This is a genomic window from Microbacterium sp. NPDC055455 (assembly GCF_053619935.1).
The window spans coordinates 169,125-185,682 of record NZ_JBSHLB010000005.1 but is presented as its reverse complement, the minus strand read 5'-3'; the positions used below and the strand labels follow the sequence as shown (position 1 = coordinate 185,682).

The following is a 16,558-nucleotide window of genomic DNA, read 5'->3' as shown; positions in this document are numbered from 1 at the left end:
AGCGGTTCCGACGGGCGGGACGGATGCCGCAGCATCCGTCCCGCCCGCGGAGTGTCAGTCGGCGGGCTGCAGCTCGGTGAGGATCTGCACGATCGCGGGCTGCGTCGGGTCTGCCGAGGCGTACTGGTCCTCCTCCGAGGGCCAGCCGACGTAGTTGCGCGTGTTGAACTCGCCCAGGAGCGGGTGCGCTCCCAGCGGGATGGCCGGCACGTTCTCGACGAACGCCGTCTGCATCACCGCGAGCGCGGCGTCACGGTCCGCGTCCGACGAGGCGTTCGCGTAGGTGTTCAGCGCGTCGGTGACCGCCGGGTCGTCGAAGCGGCCGAAGTTGAACGCCGCCTTGCCGTCGACGATCCACTTCGGGTCCATCGTCGAGGTGTACAGGCCATACGCGTTGCCGGTGTCTTCGAGCCAGTGGATGATCGCCTGGAAGGTGCCCTCCTGGCGCGCGGCGTCCCAGCCGCCCCAGTCCGGCTGGTCGACCTTGACCTCGATGCCCAGGCCCTCCTTGAGCTCCTCGGCGATCAGCGCCTGCTCGGTGTTCCAGTCGCTCCAGCCGGCCGGGACCGAGATCGAGAACGACACGGCCTCGCCGTCCGGGTCGATGAGCGTCTCGCCCTGCCAGGTGTAGCCGGCGTCGGTCAGGATCTGACGGGCCTTGTCGACGTCGACCGAGTACTCCTGGCCGGCGTATTCGGGGATGACCTCGTCCTGGAGCAGGGCACCGAGACCGGTGACGCTCCAGACCGCCTCGCTCGCGCCTTCGCGGGCGATGTCGACGTAAGCCTGACGATCGATCGTCCACGCGAGTGCCTGGCGGAGCGCGGGGTCGTTGAAGGGCTTGGTCTGCAGGTTCATGAACAGCGTGCCCGCGCCCGCCGTGGGCGAGACGAGGAACTTGTTGTCGGGATCGGCCGACAGGTAGCTCTCCTGGATCTGCGGGATGAACGCCTGCGCCCAGTCCGCCTCGCCGGTCGCGAGCGCGGTCGTCAGGGCGGCGTTGTCACCGTAGGAGACGTAGTGCAGCTCGGGCACTGCCAGCTCCCCGCCCCAGTAGTCGGGGTTCGCCGTGAGGGTGACCGACTCGGTGGTCCACGAGTCGAGCACGTACGGACCGGTGCCGACGGCCTGCCCCTCGCCGGTGACCGGGTCGGTGTTCGGGTCGTCGATGTCCTGCCAGATGTGCTCGGGCACGATCTGGAAGTGCAGCACGCGCGCCTGCTGAGTGTACTTCGAGCTGTTGAAGTCGATGGTGACGGTGTCGCCGTCGACGGCGACGTTCTCGAGGTCGAGCGCGTTGGTGTCGTTGAGCTTGCCGTCGAGCACCTGGTTGAACGAGAACGCGATGTCGTCGGCCGTGAAGTCCTCGCCGTCGCTCCAGGTCACGCCGCTGCGCGCGACGACGGTGAGCTGCGTGTAGTCGTCGTTCCATTCCACGGATTCGGCGAGCCAGGGCGTGGTTCCGAGGTCGCCGGTCGGGTTCACGAGGGCGAGGGACTCGAAGATGACCTTGCCGTAGCCGTACTTCGAGGCGGATGAGTCGCCCAGGTAGGGGTTGTTCGACTCGGTGGTGATCGCGCCGTCGGGCTTGGCGATGGTGAGCGCCGCTCCGCCGGAGTCCGCGTCGTCGCCGCCGCCGCCGGCGCAGCCGGTGAGCACCAGCGCCGCGGCGACACCGGCGGCGGCGAGCGTTGTTCTGAGCCTCATTGCTTCTCCTTGATGTGTGAGCACGACGTCGTGTCTCCTGCAGTGACGGCGCCGTCGGGGTGATTGCCGGTTTAACTTACAATCAAGTAAGTAACTTTTGCAACCACGGTGCACCAGAACGCGCGGGCAGGGCGTGCGTAGACTCGCAGTCGCCGGCAAGAACCGATCCGACGCACCGGCGAAGAAGGGGGTGCCGACCCATGGCCGCACCGCGCCGGCAGCCGCGTTCGCGACCCGAGACCCTCGCCCGCAGGCGCGACATCCTCGACGCCGCGGTCGAGATCTTCGGCAGCAAGGGTTTCAGCGGAGGCACGCTCCAGGAGATCGCCGACCAGGTCGGCATGACCCACGCGGGGATCCTCCATCACTTCGGCTCGAAGCACGAGCTGCTGCTCGAAGTGCTGCAGCACCGTGACGAGACCGACGTCGCCGACCTCGAGGAACAGCACATCCCCGACGGAATGCCCCTGTTCCGCCATCTTGTGCGCACGGCGTTCGTCAACGCCCACCGCGCGGGCATCGTGCAGGCCTACGTCGTGCTCTCGGCCGAGTCGGTGACCGACGACCACCCGGGTCGCGAATTCTTCGAGAAGCGCTATCGCACGCTGCGCGCGGAGGTCGCGCACGCCTTCGCGGTCGTCTGCGCCGAGCGGGGCGTCACCGCTCCCGACACCGTCGACGTGGCCTCGGCGGCCATCCTCGCCGTGATGGACGGGCTCCAGGTGCAGTGGCTGCTCGACCCCGACGCCGTCGACCTGGCGCGCGCGTCGGAGTTCGCGATCGAGGCGATCGTCTCCGCGGTGCTGTCGCCGGCCCCGTCACCTCTGGTGGACAGGGCCGACGAGGAAGAAGCGGATCAGCCCAGTCGCTCGACCGTGTAGTCGATGCAGCGGATGAGCTGACGCACGTCGTCGGGCTCGATCGACACGAACGTCGCCACGCGCAGCTGATTGCGGCCGAGCTTGCGGTACGGCTCGGTGTCGACGATGCCGTTGGCGCGGAGGCTCTTGGCCACGGCCGCGGCATCCACCGACTCGTCGAAGTCGATCGTCACGACGACCGGTGAACGGTCCGCAGGGTCGGCGACGAAGGGCGTCGCGTAGGCGGATGCCTCGGCCCAGTCGTAGAGCGCCTGCGACGACTCGCGCGTGCGGGTGTCGGCCCACTGCAGGCCACCCGACGAGAGGATCCAGTCGAGCTGCTTGTCGAGGAGGAACAGCGTCGCGAGCGCCGGGGTGTTAAGGGTCTGGTTGAGGCGAGAGTTGTCGAGGGCGTTCTTGAGGCTCAGGAACTCGGGGATGTAGCGACCCGACGCTGCGATGCGCTCGATGCGCTCGATCGCCGCCGGCGAGACCAGCGCGAACCACAGGCCGCCGTCGGAGCCGAGGTTCTTCTGGGGTGCGAAGTAGTAGACGTCGGCCTCGTGCACCGAGAAGTCGATGCCGCCCGCCGCGCTGGTCGCATCGATGACGGTGAGGGCGCCCCCGTCGCCGTGCACGCGCGTGACCGCGGTCGAGACGCCGGTGGAGGTCTCGTTGTGCGGCCAGGCGTAGACGTCGACGCCCTCGACGGCTTCGGCAACCGTGCTGGTGCCCGGCTCGGCCTTGCGGACGTCGGGAGCCTCGAGCCACGGCGTCCTCGCCGCGGCGGCGAACTTGCCGCCGAACTCGCCGAACACGAGGTTCTGGCTGCGCTTCTCGATGAGGCCGAAGGCCGCGGCATCCCAGAACGCGGTCGAGCCGCCGTTGCCGAGGATCACCTCGTACCCGTTCGGCAGGCGGAACAGCTGATTCAGCTCGGCGCGCACCTGGCCCACCAGGTTCTTCACGGGCGCCTGGCGGTGCGACGTGCCCAGCAGCGCCGAACCCGGTCCTGCCAGCGCCTCGAGGTGCGCGAGCGCGATCTTCGACGGGCCGCACCCGAAGCGTCCGTCGGCGGGCAGGATCTCGCGGGGAAGCAGCACGTGGGACATGCGTCGATTCTAGAGAGGCGCCGGCCGCCGGCCTCGCCCCCGTGACAGCCCGTGACGCGCGCGGGCCTGCGCGGGGGTGCCCGACAGGGGGTGCGACCGCGGGTCGAGGCATCCGTCGCCAACAGGTCAACCGGGCTTCCACAGGAGGTTGGAACCTTCCAGCGTCCTGCAGAGGCGCGGTTGACCTGTCGGGCGCCTCCTCCACAGGAGGGCGGACCGATGCCGGGATCAGCTCGTTGTCGCCAGGCTGGCCGCGGGGTCGCGCACCGCGCTGCGGCGTGGCGTCGCGCACCGCGCTGCGGCGTAGCGTCGCGCACCGCGCTGCGGCTTGGCGTCGCGCACCGCGCTGCGGAGCGGCATCCGTCGCCAACAGGTCAACCGGGCTTCCACAGGAGGTTCGAACCTTCCAGCGTCCTGTGGAGGCGCGGTTGACCTGTCGGGCGCCTCCTCCACAGGAGAGCGAGCGGATGCCGCGCGCACGAGTTGTTCACCACGGCCCAGGAGACGTGACCCACGGGTCGCGCGGCCCGCGATTGTTCCAAGATGACCGGACTGATCGACGCGGTGACCCGTCTGGGCGGCGTCGCACGCGTGCGGGCGCTTCTCGACGAAGGATTCAGTCGCCTGACGGTTGCCGGCGCGGTCGCGGAAGGCATCCTCACCGTTCCTCGCCGCGGTTGGGTCGCGGGGGTCGATGCCGACCCCTACCTCGTGGCCGCGGCGAGGGCCGGCGTCGTGCTGACCTGCGTCACCCGGGCGAAGAGGCTGGGGCTGTGGGTGCTCACCGACGAGGCGCCGCACGTCGGCGCGCCCCCGTCCGCCTCCCGACTGAGTCTGCAGAATCCGATGACGAAGGTGCATTGGTCGGTTCCGGTCCAGCCGCGTGAGCCCGGTGCCTTGGAGGACGGCATCCTGAACGCGCTCGTGATCGTCGCGGGATGCCAGCCGTACGAGGCGGCGTTGGCAGTGTGGGACTCAGCGCTCAATCGTGGACTGGTCACCACGATGGAGCTCGCCCGCCTGCCGCTGCGACCGGCCGCCCGGCGGGTGCTCGACGCCGCGACCCCGTTCTCGGATTCCGGACTCGAGACGATCTTCGCGATCCGACTGAAGTGGCTGCGGCTTCCGATCCGGGCGCAGATCTGGATACTCGAGCATCGTGTCGACTTCCTGATCGGAGAGCGGCTCGTGGTCCAGATCGACGGCGGGCACCACGTGGGACTCCAGCGCGCCCAAGACGTCGCGCACGACGCGGCGCTCACCCTGCTGGGGTACCACGTGATTCGGGTGACCTATACCCAGATCATCGACCGCTGGCACGAGGTGCAGGAACTCATCATGCGAGCAATCGCGCAGGGCCTCGACCGACCGCGCTGATTCTCTGCGTCGCCGGTCGCAGCTGGTCGGTCCTCGGCTGCTCGTCGCCCTCCGCCGACTCTGTGCAACAGGTCAATCGGCCTTCGACAGGAGGTTGCATCCTTCCAACCTCCTGTGGAAGCGCGGTTGACCTGTTGAAAGCCCCGTGGCCAGGCAGAGCGCCGAAGGCGCCGCCGGCCGCCGCCGAAGGCGCCCGCCGGCCGCCGGCTCCGCCCCGGCCCCGCCTTGGTGACGACGCCAGAAGATAGGCTGTCCTTACACTCCAGACATCGAGGATGCCGCGACATGACCGACCTGATCGACACCACTGAGATGTACCTGCGTACGATCCTCGAGCTCGAAGAGGAGAACATCGTGCCGCTGCGCGCGCGCATCTCGGAGCGTCTCGGACACTCGGGTCCCACGGTGTCGCAGACGATCGGGCGCATGGAGCGCGACGGGCTCGTCGTCGTCTCGGACGACCGCACCCTCGAGCTCACCGACGCCGGCCGGCAGAAGGCCGTCGACGTCATGCGCAAGCACCGGCTGGCCGAGCGCCTGCTCTCCGACGTGATCGGCCTCGACTGGGCGTACGTGCACGAAGAGGCATGCCGCTGGGAGCATGTCATGAGCGAGCAGGTCGAGCGTCGCCTCGTCGAGCTGCTCGGACACCCCACCGAGTCGCCCTACGGCAACCCGATCCCGGGGCTGGACCAGCTCGGCGACATGCCGACGAGCGGGTTCGAACAGGGCGTCGTGGGGCTCGTCCGCAGGCTGAATGACGCCGGCGAGCCGATCACGGGAACGGTCCGCCGCCTCGCCGAGCCGGCCCAGGTCGACCCCGAGCTGCTGCAGCAGCTCAAGGGCGCGGGCGTCGTGCCCGGCGCCGTCGGCGACTACCGCTACAGCGAGGGCTACGTGCTCGTGCAGATGCACGGCAGCGACGAGGGCCTCGAGCTTCCCGTCGAGGTCGCCTCCCACATCTTCCTCGTCGACGAGACGCGCTGACCGGATAGCGCTCGCCCGCCAGAGCCCCGGCGGTGGGGCCCTGTATGGCCGTGTGAAGCCGCGCCCGGCCGGGGATCGAGGCATCCGTCGACGAGCCGTCCAGAGAATTGCCAGTCGCACAGCGTGACAGAATCGTGACCTTCGGGTAGCCTCGAACAGTCCACAGGCGAGAAGCCCGCCGACCGGACCCCACGTGGATTGCCTCTCCGGCTCGTCGTCCACATGTGGTGAAGCCCGCACATCGTGCCCCGACATCGAGTGCTGACGAGCCAGGCGCCCCAGGGCGCGGAGGCGCCGGAGGACAAGCTTGGCTGAACATATCGAGTCGCCCGCGAACGGACCCGAGAACGACGCGGCGCGCCTGAGCCGCCGCGCGCGCGATCGCCGGACCCCCGCTCAGCGACCCCGATCCACCGTGCCCGCGACCTCGAGCTCGACGCCCCGTGGCGTCGCACGCGCCGTGCCGCCGAAGAAGGGGCCGAGCCGCGTGGCGAAGCCGTTGCGGAGCCTCGTGGTCCTCAGCATGGTCGGCGGACTGGTCGCCACGGTCGCTCTGCCGGCCTTCGCCGCGGGTGCCGCCAAGACCGATGAGGCGCCGGTGACGGTCCAGCAGATGGCCGTCGACGACGCCCAGACGTTCGTCGCCGCGTCCGACGCCAACGCGTCGGAGCTGACCCGCGAGAGCTACGCCGCCACGACCGCCGAGGAGATCGAGAAGAAGAAGGCCGAAGAGGCCGCCGCCGAGCGCGCGCGAGCCGCCGCTGCTGCTGCCGCCGCTGCCGCCGCCGCCGCGTCTCGGAGCTCAGCCCCGGTCAACATCGCCATGACGTCGCCGGGCAACGGCGAGGTGCGCTGGCCGATCCTCAACTTCACCAAGGGCCGCGGCCTGTGGGACTCCGGGTACCACCAGGGTGTCGACCTCCTCGCCTCGTGCGGCACGCCCCTCTACGCGGCGGCGGCCGGTGTCGTCAAGGTCTCGCAGGAGAGCTACGGCGGCTACGGCGTCGGCGTCACCATCGACCACGTCATCGGCGGTCAGCGCGTCAACACGCTGTACGGCCACATGACCTACGGCAGCCGGCAGGTCTCGGTCGGTCAGACCGTCTCGGCCGGACAGCTCATCGGATTCGTCGGCAGCACGGGTAGCTCCACCGCCTGCCACCTGCACTTCGAGGTCCACATCAACGGCTCTGTCGTCGATCCCTGGGCGTGGCTGCAGTCCAACGCCGGCTGAGCCCGAACCCCGAGCCCGTCGCGGACGTCGAACCGGCTCCTGCATCACAGCGGAACGGATGCCTCCACCCGGCCGGGTGGAGGCATCCGTTCTTCGACACGCCACGGGTCGTTCACACCGCTGCGGCCCCGGTGTCTGCCCAGTGCGTTAGCCTGAGTCCCGACGCTGAGAGAGCGGAGGGAGCCGATGGGCTGCACACCACGCATCCGCACCATGGATGCGCTCGGACGCCTCGTCCTTCGGCATTGCACGAGCGGATGCCGCGGCATTGCCGTGGTTCCAAGGCGCTGTCTATAAGACAGCGCCTTTTTTCATGCCCCTGCGCCCTTGATCGTCGCATGTCGAATACCGAGAAGCCGTCCCGGCCATTCGAGAGGATGATCAATGCGCACTCTGGTGCTGAACGCGGGCTATGAGCCGCTCGCTGTCGTGTCGTTCAAACGGGCGCTGGTGCTCGTGATGAATGAGAAGGCCACCGTGGTGGAACACACCGAGACCGATCCGGTGTGGGGGACCAGACGTGCGTACGAACGCCCGGCGGTCATCATCCTGACCCGCTACGTGCGCGTGCCGGGCGGTCGGCACGTGCCGGTCACGCGTCGCGGGGTGCTCCGTCGCGACAACCACCGCTGCGCGTACTGCGGCAAGGCCGCGTCGACCATCGACCACGTGCTGCCGCGTTCGCGCAGCGGCGCGGACTCGTGGGAGAACCTCGTCGCGTGCTGCCTGCGCTGCAACAACGTCAAGGGCGACCGCACGCCGCAGGAGATGGACTGGCAGCTCCGCTTCACGCCGCGCCCGCCTCGCGGTGCGCAGTGGACCGTTCGGGGCACCGAGCGCACGGACCCGCGGTGGGAGCCGTATCTGGCGCTCGCGGCCTGATTTCCCCTCGAAGACGGTTCAGGGCCCGTCGAGGATGCGCAGCCAGCGCGTGAGGATGCGCTCGAGGGTCGTGGCATCCGCTCTCCCCAGCTCGTCGACGATGCGATGCTCGTTCTCGAGGTGGGCGGCGATCGCCTGATCGATGAGCCGGCGGCCCTCCGGCGTGAGTCGCACGAGGCGCTTTCGTGCGTCGGATGCCTCGGTCCGGCGCTCGACCAGACCCCGCGCCTCCAGCCGGTCGACGCGCTTGGTGAGCCCGCCCGTGGTGACGAGCGTGTGGTCGGCGAGCTCGCCCGCCGGCCGCTCGTACGGCGTGCCGGCCCGACGGAGCGTGGCGAGCACGTCGAACTCGCCCTCGCTGAGCCCGAACCGGCCGTAGACGTCGACCAGTCGCTCGGTCAGCTCGAGGGCCACCAGGTGCAGCCGGCCGATGACGCCCTGAGGGGAGGGATCGAGGTCGGGCCGCTCGCGTCGCCATTCGCGCTGGATCTGTGCGACGCGATCGAGCGCGTCGTCGGGGGGACGGTCTTCGGCCATGGGTCCACTTTATCTTCCCAGTAAGATAAAGTATCTTCCATGGAAGGTAAACGGTGGGTATGGATCGCCCTCACGGCGATCGCTCCGATCGCATGGGGGAGCGGGTACGTGGTCACGCATGCCCTGCTCCCGGCCGAGGCGCCGCTGTGGGGAGGGGTGCTGCGGGCGCTTCCGGCCGGCATCATCGTGCTGCTGATCGCCCGCCGGCTTCCTCGCGGATCCTGGTGGTGGCGCTCGCTCCTGCTGGGAACCCTCAATGTCGGAGGCTTCTTCGTGCTCGTCTACATCGCCGGCCAGCGTCTGACGTCGGGTCTCGCCGCGACGCTGATGTCGGCATCCGCGGCGTGCATGCTGCTGTTCGCGTGGGTGCTGCTACGACGCAGGCCGCGGCTCGCGGCCGTGGCGGGGGCCGGGGTCGGGCTCGTCGGCGTGGGCGTGATGCTGGGCTTCGATGCGGCGGGGGCGGATCCGTGGGGCGTCGTCGCCTCCGTGGGGGCGATGGTGGCGTCCTCGCTCGGGTTCGTGCTGACCTCGCGCTGGGGCGCCGATGTGCCTGCGCTGCCGATGGCGGCATGGCAGCTGGTCGGAGGCGCCATCGTGCTGATGCCGGTCGCGGTGCTGGTCGAGGGCGCTCCGCCGGTGCTGACCGCGTCGTCCGCCCTGGGGTTCGCCTACCTGGCGCTCGTCGCCACCGCGCTCGCGTACGCGGCGTGGTTCGCGGGACTGCGGCGCCTGTCACCGGGGGTCGTCGGCGTGATCGGTCTGCTCAATCCGGTCACCGGCGTGGTGCTCGGCGTCATCGTCGCCGGGGAGGCGTTCGGTGTGCCTCAGGCGGTCGGCATCGCGCTCGTCCTCGCCGGGATCGTGGTGGGCGCAGCGCGTCCGGCTCGTCGCGCCGAGGGCGGCGTCCGTCAGCTGTCGCGCGTGCCGAGAAGCCTGGACGCGACGTCGGGCACGTAGTTCTCGAGGTTCCTCGGCGGGCGTTCGTAGCCGCGCGAGGGCGGACGCGGCGGGATGACGACCTCTTCGCGGTCGACGACGTCGTAGGGGATCCGCGAGAGCAGGTGGGAGATCATGTTGATGCGGCTGCGACGCTTGTCGACCGAGGGCACCTCGTGCCAGGGGGCCTCGGGGATGTCGGTGTGCACGAACATGCTGTCCTTCGCGCGGGAGTAGTCCTCCCACTTCGTGATCGACAGCACGTCGTTGGAGCTCAGCTTCCAGCGGCGCATCGGGTCGTCGGCCCGCGACCGGAAGCGCGCCTCCTGCTCGTCCGGTGAGACGCTGAACCAGTACTTCAGCAGCAGGATGCCGTCTTCGACGAGCATCCGCTCGAAGATCGGCGCCTGGTGGAGGAACCGGTGGTACTCGGCGTTGGTGCAGTAGCCCATGACGTACTCGACGCCCGCCCGGTTGTACCAGGATCGGTCCATCAGCACGATCTCGCCCGCGGCGGGAAGGTGCGGAACGTATCGCTGGAAGTACCACTGGGTGCGCTCGCGCTCGGTCGGGGTGGGCAGGGCCACGATGCGCGTGACGCGGGGGTTCAGGTACTCCGACACGCGCTTGATCGTCGACCCCTTGCCCGCCGCATCGCGCCCTTCGAAGATCACCACGATGCGGGCGCCGGTCGCCTGGACCCAGGCCTGCATGTCGACGAGCTGGGCCTGAAGTCGGCGCAGCTCCCGCTCGTAGGCCGGCTTGGGGATCCGTCGCTCGCTCATGGCCAGAGGCTACACGGCGGCGCGGGGTCGAACAAAAGTGTCGGAAGCAGGAGGTACTCTCGTTCCCTACCGGTTGAGAAGTTAGAACATCTGTTCTAGCCTGTGGGAATGGGGGCGATCGTGCAGCTCACCGCACAGCATGTGCACGAGCCCGTCGAGCACGAGCCGACGGCGCCAGATCCCGCCGGTCTCGCATCGCCCGGCGGATCGACGGGCACCGTGGCACGCCTGCGCGCCCAGCTCGAGCGAGTGCAGGGCCGGCGCCTCGATGCCCCCGTGCTGCCGGTGCATCCCGCCCTCGCCTCGCTGCTGCCCGGCGGGGGACTGCGGCCCGGATCCGCCTACTGCCTGCCGCGCTCGACGTCGGTGCTGCTGGCGCTGCTCGCCCAGCCGTCGCAGTCCGGGTCGTGGTGCGGCGTGATCGGCATGCCGCGTCTCGGCGCCGAGGCGGCGGAGGGGCTGGGGGTGGATCTGTCGCGGCTCGTCCTCATCCCCGATCCCGGTGCGCGATGGCTCGCCGTCACCGCGACCGTCGCCGAAGTGCTGCCGGTGGTCGCGGTGCGGCCGTCCGGGCGCGCCGCCGACGGCGAGGTGGCGCGCCTCGCGGCGCGACTGCGCGATCGCGGCGCCGTGCTGCTCGTGCAGGGGCCGTGGCCGCAGGCCGAAGCCGTGATCGAGGTGGGTGAGCCGGCATGGGAGGGCGTGGGCCGGGGGCACGGGTACCTCTCCGGCCGGGAGGTCACGCTGACCTCGTCGAGCCGACGATGGCCGCGGTCGCGCCGGACGCGTGTCCTGCTTCCGGATGCCGCCGGGCACGTCTCCGTCGCGCCCGAGCGCATGCGTCCGGTCGAGAGACTGCACGCGGTCGCAGCACCGGAGTCCTATCCGCTCGAGGCGAGGGCGGTGGGGTGACATGACGCCCGGAACACCGGTCCGGAGCCTCGTGCTGTGGTTCCCCGATTGGCCTGTGACGGCGCTCGAACGGGAGGCGGGCGCAGGCGCAGGGCGCCCGGGCTCCTCGGGCGGTGCCCCCGAAGCGGTGATGACTGCGGCGGGCGAACGCCCGGGCGACGACCGTCCGCACCGGGGCGAGGGGAGGCGGCATCCGATCGCCGTGGTGGAGCGCAATCTCATCGTCGCGTGCTCAGTCGATGCGCGCGGGGAGGGGGTGCGCCGGGGGATGCGGCGGCGCGATGCGCAGGCGCGCTGTCCCGGACTGGTCCTGGTGAACGCGGATGCCGCGCGCGATCACCGCGCCTTCGCGTCGATCGTGTCGCTGATCGAGGAGAGCGCGCCGGGTGTGCAGCTGGTGAGGCCGGGACTGTGCGCGCTGCGCATCCGTGGCCCGGCGCGCTACTACGGCGGTGAGATCGAGGCGGCCCGCGTGCTGATCGGCGTGCTGCGCGAAGCCGGGCTCGACGACGTGCGGGCCGGCGTCGCCGACGGGCCGTTCACGGCGGAGCAGGCGGCCAGGGGCGGCACGAGCGCCGACGACCCGGTCTTCGTCGTGCCCGCCGGCGGTGCGGCCGGTTTCCTCGCACCGCTGCCGATCTCGGTGCTCGACGCGTCGGCGATGCTCGGGGGCCGGGCGGAGGAGGTCACGGCGGCGACCGATCTGGTGGGTCTGCTCGCGCGGCTGGGCGTGCAGACCCTCGGCGGGTTCGCCGCGATGGAGGCCGACAGGGTGCGCGAGCGGTTCGGTGAACGGGGCGTCCGGTTCCATGCGCTCGCCGCCGGGCGCGACTCCCGGCCCGTGCAGCCCCGCACGCCGCCGCCCGAGCTGGAGCGCGAGATCGCGTTCGAGCCGCCCCTCGAGATCGCCGATCAGGTCGCGTTCGCGATGCGCGTCACCGCCGACGACTTCGTCGCAGGGCTCGGCGCGGTCGACCTCGTGTGCACCGAGCTGCGCGTCGAGCTCGTCGGGGATCGCGGGGAGCGCAGCGAACGGGTGTGGCTTCATCCCGGCTCGTTCGACGCGGCGGCGGTCGTCGACCGTGTGCGCTGGCAGCTCGCGGAGGACGTCGGCGCCGGTGATCCGGCAGCCGGGCTCCGCAGCGGGGTCACGCTCGTGCGGATCTCACCGGAGGCGGTCGACGCGGCATCCCACCATGCCCCCGCGCTGTTCGGCGGCGGCCCCGAAGAGAGGGTGCACCACGCGCTGTCGCGGGTGCAGGCGATGCTCGGGCACCGCGGCGTCGTGACCCCTGCGATCGGCGGCGGGAGGTGGCTCGCGGAACGACAGGTGCTCGTCCCGTGGGGCGACCGCGACGAGCGCGATCGGCAGGCGAAGAGCGGGGGCGGACTCGCGGCGCAGCGCGCGCGGCCGTGGCCGGGGAGCCTTCCCGAGCCGCTGCCGTCGACGGTGTTCGCCGATCCGGTGCCGGTCGACGTGCGGGCGCTGGGCGGCGAGCTCGTCGACGTCGATGACCGGGGCAATGTCGCCGCCGTGCCCGCGTTCTTCATCGAGAGCGGGCGCCGGCGTCCGATCGAGGCGTGGGCGGGTCCGTGGCCGGTGGTGGAGCGGGGATGGGATGCCGCGCGCTCGCGCCGTGCGTACCGGTTCCAGGTCGTCGACGCCGACGGAGGCGCATGGCTGCTCGTGTGCGATGGCGACGCCTGGACCGCGGAGGCGACCTATGACTGACCCCCGGTACCTGTGCTCCCACGGGCTCAGCAGCCGATCGAGGAGCGGCTGATGGGCTTCAACAACCCCGGTGTGTCGTGGTCGGAGATCGAGCGCGTGCTCAGCGACCGGCGTCGGCCGGACGCGCGGCCGGCCGGCGCGGACGGCGGCGACAGCCCCGCCTGGTCGCACAAGCGCGGGCCCTATGTGCCGCCCAGGATCGAGCGACCGGCCGAGGTCATCCCCTACGCCGAGCTGCACGCCCATTCCTCGTTCTCGTTCCTCGACGGGGCGTCCTCACCCGAAGAGCTCGCCGAAGAGGCGGAGCGGCTCGGGCTCCACGCGCTCGCGATCACCGACCACGACGGCTTCTACGGCATCGTCCACTTCGCCGAGGCCGCCGAAGCGCTCGACCTGAAGACGGTCTTCGGTGCCGAGCTGTCACTCGAGCTGCCCAAGCCCCAGAACGGCGAAGCCGACCCGGTGGGCGGCCACCTGCTGGTGCTCGCCCGCGGCGAGGAGGGCTACCACCGGCTCGCCGGCGCCATCACGCACGCGCAGCTGCAGGGCGCCGAGAAGGGGCGCCCGGTGTACGACCTCGACGATCTGGCGGCGCAGGCGGCGGGGGAGTGGGCCGTCCTCACCGGATGCCGCAAGGGCGCCGTCCGCCAGGCCCTGGTGTCGTCTCCCGGAAGGGCGGGGGCCGACGCGGCCGCCCACGAGCTCGACCGGCTGATCGCCCTGTTCGGGCGCGACGCCGTCCACGTCGAGCTCATCGACCACGGCAATCCGCTCGACACCCGCCACAACGACGTGCTGGCAGGTCTCGCCCGGGAGCGCGGACTCCCGCTCCTCGCCACGAACAACGTGCACTACGCGGTGCCGCAGCGGCAGCTGCTGGCGGCCGCCGTCGCGGCGGTGCGCGCCAATCGCGGGCTCGATGAGCTCGACGGCTGGCTGCCCGCCCATGCCGGCGCGCACCTGCGGTCCGGCGCCGAGATGGCGGAGCGGTTCGTCCGGTTCCCGGACGCCGTCGCCCGCACCGTCACGCTCGCCGACGAGCTCGCCTTCCCGCTGCGGCGCGCGAAGCCCGCGCTGCCGAAGCAGGAGGTGCCCGAGGGGCACACGCCGATGTCGTGGCTGCGCTCGCTCGTATGGGATGCGGTGCCGCGGAAGTATCCCGATCTCCGTCCGGAGGACCGGGAGCGCATCGAACGCGAGCTCGGCGTGATCGAGATGAAGGACTTCCCCGGTTACTTCCTCATCGTCCACGGCATCGTCCAGGAGGCGCGGCGGCGAGGCATCCTGTGCCAGGGGCGAGGCTCTGCCGCCAACAGCGCCGTCTGCTACCTGCTCGACATCACCGCGATCGACGCCATCTACTACCGGCTGCCGTTCGAGCGCTTCCTGTCGTCGCTGCGCGACGAGGAGCCCGACATCGACGTCGACTTCGACTCCGACCGCCGCGAGGAGATCATCCAGTGGGTCTACCAGGAGTACGGCCGGGATCGTGCGGCGCAGGTCGCGAACGTCATCCAGTACCGGCCGAAGAACGCCGTTCGCGACATGGCCAAGGCGCTCGGCCACTCGCCGGGACAGCAGGACGCGTGGTCGAAGCAGGTCGAGGGGTGGGGCGCCCACCTCGACACGGCAGCCGGGCACGACATCCCCGATCAGGTGATCGAGTTCGCCGGCGAGCTGCTCAAGGCGCCGCGGCACCTCGGCATCCACTCCGGCGGCATGGTGCTCACCGACCGGCCCGTCGGCGAGGTGGTGCCGATCGAGCACGCGCGCATGGAGAACCGGACGGTGATCCAGTGGGACAAGGACGACGCGGCGTGGATGGGGCTGGTGAAGTTCGACCTGCTCGGCCTGGGGATGCTCGCGGCCATCCAATACTGCTTCGACATGATCCGCGCCTCCACGGGGGAGGACTGGGAGCTCTCGACGATCCCCAAAGAGGAGAAGGCGGTCTACGACATGCTGTGCCGCGCGGACGCGGTCGGGGTGTTCCAGGTCGAGTCGCGGGCGCAGATGGGGCTGCTTCCGCGGCTGCAGCCTCGCGAGTTCTACGACCTGGCCATCGAGATCGCCCTCATCCGCCCCGGACCCATCCAGGGCGGCGCCGTGCACCCGTTCGTGCGCCGCAAGCTCGGCCAGGAGCCGGTCACCTATCCGCACGAGAAGCTCAAGCCGGTCCTGGAGCGCACCAAGGGCATCCCCGTCTTCCAGGAGCAGCTCATGCAGATGGGCATGGTCATCGGCGGACTCAGCGGCGAGGACGCCGATCTGCTGCGCCGGGCCATGGGGTCCAAGCGCGGCATCGAGCGCATCGAGTCGCTGCGCGACAAGCTCTACTCCGGCATGGCCGAGAACGGGCTGGTGGGGGATGCCGCCGACGCCATCTACGCCAAGATCCAGGCGTTCGCGAACTTCGGGTTCGCCGAGTCGCACTCGCTGTCGTTCGCGCTGCTCGTGTACGCCAGCTCGTGGATCAAGCTGCACTACCCGGGGGCGTTCCTCGCGGGGCTGCTGCGCGCACAGCCGATGGGCTTCTACTCGCCGGCGACGCTCGTCGCCGACGCGCGCCGCCACGGTGTGGACGTGCGGCGGCCTGACCTGCACCTGTCAGACGTCGAGGCGGTGCTCGAGGCGGTGGGCGGCGCGCCGGTCGCCGAGCCCGTCGCGGGGCCCACCGGCCTGGATTCGTGCCTCCGACGCCATCAGCCGCCCGTCGGGACCTTCGACATCGATGCGCCCGACGAGTCGGCGGCGCATCGCCGTGACACGGGGTTCGCGGTGCGGCTCGGCCTCGCAGGGGTGAAGGGCATCGGCGCCAAGGTCGCCCAGCGCATCGTCGACGCCCGTGCCTCCGGAGGGCTGTTCCGGGACCTGCGTGATCTCGTGCGTCGCACCAGCATCTCCGCCGCGCAGGTCGAGGCCCTCGCCACCGCGGGGGCGCTGGAGTGCCTGGGACTCAGCAGGCGCGAGGCGATCTGGCTCGCCGGATCGGCGGCGCAGGACCGCCCCGAGTACCTGCCGAACTCGCTGATCGCGGTGCAGCCGCCGCTGTTCGCGGACCCCACCAGCTACGAGCGTCTCGCAGCAGATCTGTGGGCCACCGGGATCTCGACCGACGACCACCCGATGACGCACTACCGCTCCGGACTGGATGCCCGCGGCGTCCTCACCTCGCGCGAACTGCGCGGCCACGAGACCGGTCGGCGGGTGGAGGTCGCAGGACTCGTGACCCATCGGCAGCGGCCGGCGACGGCATCCGGTGTCACGTTCATCAATCTCGAGGACGAGCACGGCCTCGTCAACATCGTGTGCTCGGTCGGGGTGTGGAACAGGTACCGGCGGATCGTCCGCGACTCTCCGGCGCTCATCGCGCGGGGCATTCTCGAGCGCTCCCCGGAAGGGGTCACCAACCTCGTCGCCGACGGCTTCGAAGACCTCCGCGTGGGTGTGCAGCACAAGGCGCGGGACTTCCGCTGATGCCGTACGGAGGATTT

Annotated in this window: 13 protein-coding genes; 9 read left to right on the top strand and 4 right to left on the bottom strand. The window is 70.6% G+C overall.

Features of this window, described 5'->3' with window-relative positions:
- Positions 1–54: 54 nt before the first annotated feature.
- Entirely contained in the window at positions 55–1,707 is a 1,653-nt protein-coding gene (locus ACWGUG_RS14335) for an ABC transporter substrate-binding protein (RefSeq protein WP_452325084.1), read from the bottom strand.
- A gap of 200 nt (positions 1,708–1,907) precedes the next feature.
- Between ACWGUG_RS14335 and ACWGUG_RS14330 the strand changes: the two genes are divergently transcribed.
- Positions 1,908–2,588 (top strand): TetR/AcrR family transcriptional regulator, encoded by a 681-nt coding sequence (locus ACWGUG_RS14330; RefSeq protein WP_378881916.1) that lies wholly within the window; start codon positions 1,908–1,910, stop codon positions 2,586–2,588.
- On the opposite strand, the gene serC is transcribed toward ACWGUG_RS14330, so the two are convergent.
- A complete protein-coding gene (gene serC, locus ACWGUG_RS14325) occupies positions 2,564–3,679 on the bottom strand; it encodes a phosphoserine transaminase (protein WP_452325083.1) in 1,116 nt (371 codons plus the stop codon). The genes ACWGUG_RS14330 and serC overlap by 25 nt on opposite strands.
- Positions 3,680–4,222: 543 nt before the next feature.
- Here serC and ACWGUG_RS14320 point away from each other — a divergent pair.
- The 4 genes from ACWGUG_RS14320 (at position 4,223) to ACWGUG_RS14305 (ending at position 8,159) form a co-directional block, all read left to right on the top strand.
- Positions 4,223–5,056 carry an endonuclease domain-containing protein gene (locus ACWGUG_RS14320; protein ID WP_452325082.1) on the top strand — a complete coding sequence of 278 codons (834 nt, stop codon included), beginning with the start codon at positions 4,223–4,225 and terminating at the stop codon, positions 5,054–5,056.
- A gap of 285 nt (positions 5,057–5,341) precedes the next feature.
- A complete protein-coding gene (locus ACWGUG_RS14315; protein WP_452325081.1) occupies positions 5,342–6,043 on the top strand; it encodes a metal-dependent transcriptional regulator in 702 nt (233 codons plus the stop codon).
- A 307-nt stretch (positions 6,044–6,350) separates the two neighbouring features.
- A complete protein-coding gene (locus ACWGUG_RS14310; RefSeq protein ID WP_378881906.1) occupies positions 6,351–7,277 on the top strand; it encodes a M23 family metallopeptidase in 927 nt (308 codons plus the stop codon).
- Between the two features lie 384 nt (positions 7,278–7,661).
- Positions 7,662–8,159 (top strand): HNH endonuclease, encoded by a 498-nt coding sequence (locus ACWGUG_RS14305; protein ID WP_336396649.1) that lies wholly within the window; start codon positions 7,662–7,664, stop codon positions 8,157–8,159.
- A gap of 18 nt (positions 8,160–8,177) precedes the next feature.
- Here ACWGUG_RS14305 and ACWGUG_RS14300 read toward each other — a convergent pair whose 3' ends face one another.
- A complete protein-coding gene (locus tag ACWGUG_RS14300; RefSeq protein WP_452325080.1) occupies positions 8,178–8,696 on the bottom strand; it encodes a MarR family winged helix-turn-helix transcriptional regulator in 519 nt (172 codons plus the stop codon).
- A gap of 39 nt (positions 8,697–8,735) precedes the next feature.
- Here ACWGUG_RS14300 and ACWGUG_RS14295 point away from each other — a divergent pair, with 39 nt between their 5' ends.
- Complete coding sequence (locus ACWGUG_RS14295) at positions 8,736–9,656, top strand: EamA family transporter (protein WP_452325079.1); 921 nt, start codon at positions 8,736–8,738, stop codon at positions 9,654–9,656.
- Here ACWGUG_RS14295 and ppk2 read toward each other — a convergent pair.
- Positions 9,608–10,420, bottom strand: a complete 813-nt coding sequence (ppk2, locus tag ACWGUG_RS14290) for a polyphosphate kinase 2 (RefSeq protein WP_336396646.1) — start codon at positions 10,418–10,420, stop codon at positions 9,608–9,610. The genes ACWGUG_RS14295 and ppk2 overlap by 49 nt on opposite strands.
- 108 nt (positions 10,421–10,528) lie before the next feature.
- On the opposite strand from ppk2, the gene ACWGUG_RS14285 reads away from it, so the two are divergent.
- Genes ACWGUG_RS14285 through ACWGUG_RS14275 form a run of 3 tightly spaced genes read left to right on the top strand, consistent with a single transcriptional unit; the run spans position 10,529 to position 16,541 of the window.
- Positions 10,529–11,332, top strand: a complete 804-nt coding sequence (locus ACWGUG_RS14285; protein ID WP_378881898.1) for a hypothetical protein — start codon at positions 10,529–10,531, stop codon at positions 11,330–11,332.
- Between the two features lies 1 nt (position 11,333).
- Positions 11,334–13,064 carry a Y-family DNA polymerase gene (locus tag ACWGUG_RS14280; RefSeq protein WP_378881896.1) on the top strand — a complete coding sequence of 577 codons (1,731 nt, stop codon included), beginning with the start codon at positions 11,334–11,336 and terminating at the stop codon, positions 13,062–13,064.
- 51 nt (positions 13,065–13,115) lie between these two features.
- The gene (locus ACWGUG_RS14275) at positions 13,116–16,541 is read left to right on the top strand and encodes an error-prone DNA polymerase (protein WP_452325078.1); all 3,426 of its coding nucleotides are present in this window, start codon (positions 13,116–13,118) and stop codon (positions 16,539–16,541) included.
- The last annotated feature ends 17 nt before the right edge of the window (positions 16,542–16,558 follow it).

Bases quoted from the DNA above. Each gene is read 5' to 3' on its own strand.
- ACWGUG_RS14295 (WP_452325079.1), top strand. From the start codon at position 8,736: ATGGAAGGTAAACGGTGGGTATGGATCGCCCTCACGGCGATCGCTCCG.
- ACWGUG_RS14330 (WP_378881916.1), top strand. From the start codon at position 1,908: ATGGCCGCACCGCGCCGGCAGCCGCGTTCGCGACCCGAGACCCTCGCC.
- ACWGUG_RS14305 (WP_336396649.1), top strand. From the start codon at position 7,662: ATGCGCACTCTGGTGCTGAACGCGGGCTATGAGCCGCTCGCTGTCGTG.
- serC (WP_452325083.1), bottom strand. From the start codon at position 3,679: ATGTCCCACGTGCTGCTTCCCCGCGAGATCCTGCCCGCCGACGGACGC.
- ACWGUG_RS14280 (WP_378881896.1), top strand. From the start codon at position 11,334: ATGACGCCCGGAACACCGGTCCGGAGCCTCGTGCTGTGGTTCCCCGAT.
- ACWGUG_RS14300 (WP_452325080.1), bottom strand. From the start codon at position 8,696: ATGGCCGAAGACCGTCCCCCCGACGACGCGCTCGATCGCGTCGCACAG.
- ppk2 (WP_336396646.1), bottom strand. From the start codon at position 10,420: ATGAGCGAGCGACGGATCCCCAAGCCGGCCTACGAGCGGGAGCTGCGC.
- ACWGUG_RS14320 (WP_452325082.1), top strand. From the start codon at position 4,223: ATGACCGGACTGATCGACGCGGTGACCCGTCTGGGCGGCGTCGCACGC.
- ACWGUG_RS14285 (WP_378881898.1), top strand. From the start codon at position 10,529: ATGGGGGCGATCGTGCAGCTCACCGCACAGCATGTGCACGAGCCCGTC.
- ACWGUG_RS14335 (WP_452325084.1), bottom strand. From the start codon at position 1,707: ATGAGGCTCAGAACAACGCTCGCCGCCGCCGGTGTCGCCGCGGCGCTG.
- ACWGUG_RS14315 (WP_452325081.1), top strand. From the start codon at position 5,342: ATGACCGACCTGATCGACACCACTGAGATGTACCTGCGTACGATCCTC.
- ACWGUG_RS14275 (WP_452325078.1), top strand. From the start codon at position 13,116: ATGGGCTTCAACAACCCCGGTGTGTCGTGGTCGGAGATCGAGCGCGTG.